3 protein-coding genes and 1 pseudogene are annotated in these 3,519 nt (G+C 47.4%); all 4 read left to right on the top strand.

Going from position 1 to position 3,519, the window contains the following annotated elements:
- The first annotated feature begins 412 nt into the window (after positions 1 to 412).
- Complete coding sequence (gene rplU, locus A3735_RS09180; protein WP_068509871.1) at positions 413 to 724, top strand: 50S ribosomal protein L21; 312 nt, start codon at positions 413 to 415, stop codon at positions 722 to 724.
- A 71-nt stretch (positions 725 to 795) separates the two neighbouring features.
- Positions 796 to 1,056 carry a 50S ribosomal protein L27 gene (rpmA, locus tag A3735_RS09185; protein ID WP_068509869.1) on the top strand — a complete coding sequence of 87 codons (261 nt, stop codon included), beginning with the start codon at positions 796 to 798 and terminating at the stop codon, positions 1,054 to 1,056.
- A gap of 129 nt (positions 1,057 to 1,185) precedes the next feature.
- A complete protein-coding gene (gene cgtA, locus A3735_RS09190) occupies positions 1,186 to 2,388 on the top strand; it encodes an Obg family GTPase CgtA (RefSeq protein WP_068511679.1) in 1,203 nt (400 codons plus the stop codon).
- Positions 2,389 to 2,430: 42 nt separating this feature from the next.
- Positions 2,431 to 3,519 (top strand): annotated as a pseudogene (proB, locus tag A3735_RS09195) (glutamate 5-kinase); the annotation flags it as partial.

The following is a 3,519-nucleotide window of genomic DNA, read 5'->3' on the forward strand; positions in this document are numbered from 1 at the left end:
TTGAATATCTTAAAATAGAGCCGACTAAAATTGGCTGACATGCTAGGGGGGCTGTGCTTGTCTGTCAAGAATTACTATCCGCCATACAATAATTAAAGTCTTGTTTTGGCTAGAATGTGCTTGCAACACTTGGTTGAATAAAATACAATTGCGCGCCCTAAAAGTCATGGGTGTTCTCAGTGATAGGGTTGCCAAAGAGCTTCCTTTAGAAACTGGAGATCAGATTTTTCAAAAAACTGTAAATATCAGTTTGGGGAAAATTGGTCGTAAGTAACACATGCGGGTAGAAAGTGAGGCCGGAGATTTAGTTCTCAATATATAGGTCTTGGTAAGTTTGATTCATCTGGGTAATGCTTATTATTAGCGGAAGTTCAGGTGTGTTAGGCGATATGAAAAATTTGGAGAAAACCAAATGTACGCAGTTATTGTAAGCGGTGGTAAGCAGCACCGTGTCACCGAAGGTGAAGTGTTAAAGCTGGAAAAAATTGAAGTTGAAACAGGTGGGACGGTTGAATTTGACCGTGTATTACTTGTTGCAAATGGCGACGATGTTAAAGTTGGCGCGCCAAATGTTGAGGGTGCAAAAGTAACGGCTGAGGTTGTTGATCATGGTCGTCACGAGAAGGTACGTATCTTGAAGTTCAAGCGTCGTAAGCACCACATGAAGAGAATGGGTCACCGTCAGTGGTATACTGAGGTGAAAATTACTGGAATTAAAGGCTAACACTGAGTTTATGGTCGCTCTCAGGAGCAATTAAACCGGTTTAGATACGAACAGACAATAGGAGTAGGATAATGGCTCATAAGAAGGCGGGTGGTAGTACCCGTAACGGTCGCGATTCGGAGTCGAAACGTTTAGGTGTTAAGCGATTCGGTGGTGAAGTAGTTAAAGCAGGCAACATTATTGTGCGTCAACGTGGTACACGTTTCCACGCAGGCGATAATGTTGGTTGTGGTAAGGATCATACATTGTTTGCAACATCTGGTGGTGTTGTGAAGTTTGTAACAAAAGGTCCTTTGAACCGCAAATATGTGACGGTTGAAGCTGCGGAGTAAGCAGTCGTTACGGATTTGGAAAAGGCTCCGCTGTGCGGAGCTTTTTTTTTGCAATTTATTTGCTGATCGACTTTATTTTCCTTATAGGGTCAAATGTTGGTCGTTGGGTACTAATCTAAGGGGTGTGCAATGAAGTTTGTTGATGAAGCGACAATTGGAGTAGAGGCTGGTAAAGGTGGTAACGGTTGCTTGAGCTTTCGTCGAGAGAAGTACATTCCGAAGGGTGGGCCTGATGGTGGAGATGGCGGAGACGGCGGTTCAGTTATTCTGGTGGCAAGTGAGTCGCTGAATACTTTGGTCGATTATCGTTATGTCAGGCATTATCGCGCTCAATCTGGTGAGCAGGGTGCCGGGCGTAATTGTACTGGAGCAAAGGGTGAGAGTTTGTTTCTTCAGGTTCCGGTAGGGACTTCAGTTATCGACACGGACACTGAAGAAGTGCTAGGGGATTTGACTGAGATCGGGCAAGAGCTCATCGTGGCGCAAGGTGGCTTTCATGGTTTGGGTAACACTCGTTTCAAATCCAGTGTGAATAGAGCGCCCCGTCAGACAACTAAAGGGAGTGAAGGTGAGTCACGTAGCCTGCGTTTGGAGTTGAAGGTGTTGGCGGATGTAGGTTTGCTTGGTATGCCTAATGCAGGTAAGTCTACGCTGATTCGTTCAATTTCTGCAGCTAAGCCTAAAGTGGCTAATTACCCCTTCACAACGTTAGTACCTAATTTGGGTGTAGTGCGTGTTGAAGAGCATAAGAGTTTTGTGGTTGCTGATATTCCAGGCTTGATTGAGGGTGCTGCAGAAGGAGCGGGCCTTGGTGTTCGTTTTCTGAAGCATTTGGTAAGAACTCGTCTGTTGCTTCATGTTGTTGATATGGCGCCTTACGATGGCTCAGATCCGGCTCAGGTGGTGCAGGCGATAGCGGCTGAGTTGGAAAAGTTTAGCCCTACCTTGGCTTCCCGGGATCGCTGGCTGGTTCTGAATAAGCTTGATTTATTGCCAGAAGAAGATCGTAAGGCTATATGCGAGAAATTAGTAGAAGCGTTAAATTGGACGGGGCCCGTTTATCAGGTGTCGGCAATTAAGTCTGCTGGTCTAGCGAACTTGTGTCGGGATATCATGACATGGATTGATGAGAAGAATGCGGCTGAGGCAGCTGATGAAGCCTTAGCTGAGCAGGAGCAATTGATTAAGGATAAGATGCATCAGGAAGCTAGAGATAATCTAGAGGCTCTGAAGGCGGCTCGCAAGGCTAAGCGCCTGGCAGGTGAGGAGCTGGATGACGATTTTGATGACGGCGATGACGATGATGGTGTTGAAGTGGTATATGCTCAGTAGTGTGGTGAGTGGTTTTGTGGTGGGCGATAGGGTTGTATCAATATGACTGAGTGTACTGGGCGCGCTGAGCTAAGTCGTGCAAACCGTTGGGTTGTGAAAATCGGCAGTGCATTGCTGACTGATGATGGTAAGGGCTTGGCTCGAGAGTCTATCGGTGACTGGGTGGCGCAGTTGTCTAAGTTGCATCGTCAGGGGCTTGAAATTATTTTAGTGTCTTCCGGATCTGTGGCGGAAGGTATGGCGCGCTTGGGGATGAGCGAGCGTCCTCAGGAGTTACACTTGCTGCAAGCTGCGGCTGCGGTCGGGCAAATGGGTTTGGTTCAGGCCTATGAAGAAGAGTTCCAAAAGCATGGCTTGCATACAGCTCAAGTCTTGTTGACGCACGATGATCTGTCTAACCGCAAGCGCTACTTGAATGCTAGAAGTACCGTTCGTTCAATTGTTGAGTTGGGTGCCATTCCAATTATCAACGAAAATGATACGGTTGTGACGGATGAGATTCGTTTTGGTGATAATGATACCTTGGGGGCTTTGGTTGCCAACTTGGTTGAGGCTGATGGCCTGATAATTTTAACGGATCAGGCGGGGATGTTTGATAAGGATCCGCGTCGAAATGCTGATGCGCAAATGTTGACTCAGGTATTGGCCTCAGATGAGCGGCTAGAGGAGATGGCTTCCGGTGGTGCAGGTGCGCTAGGGCGTGGTGGAATGGCGACCAAGGTGCGAGCAGCCCGTTTGGCGGCGCGTTCCGGTGCTTATAGTGTGATTGTTGGTGGCAAGATAGAAAGTATTTTGTTGCGCTTAAGAGCGGCAGAGGATTTGGGTACTATGATGCTGCCTTCAACCTCAAGACAAGTTGCGCGTAAGCAATGGTTGGCAGGGCATCTCCAGACAGCAGGTAATTTGGTGCTTGATGATGGGGCTGTGGCAGTGCTAGAGCGTGGTGGTAAAAGTTTACTGTCTGTCGGGGTTGTTTCGGCAAGTGGTCGTTTCAAGCGTGGTGANATATGGTCTCGTGCAAAGATAGTTCTGGCAGGGAATTTGCGCGAGGCTTAGTAAATTATGATGCGCCAGATGCGAAGAGGATTCTAGGTAAGTCGAGTGACGAAATCTTATCGATTCTAGGCTTTT

The sequence above is a fragment of the Oleiphilus sp. HI0061 genome, from assembly GCF_001635675.1.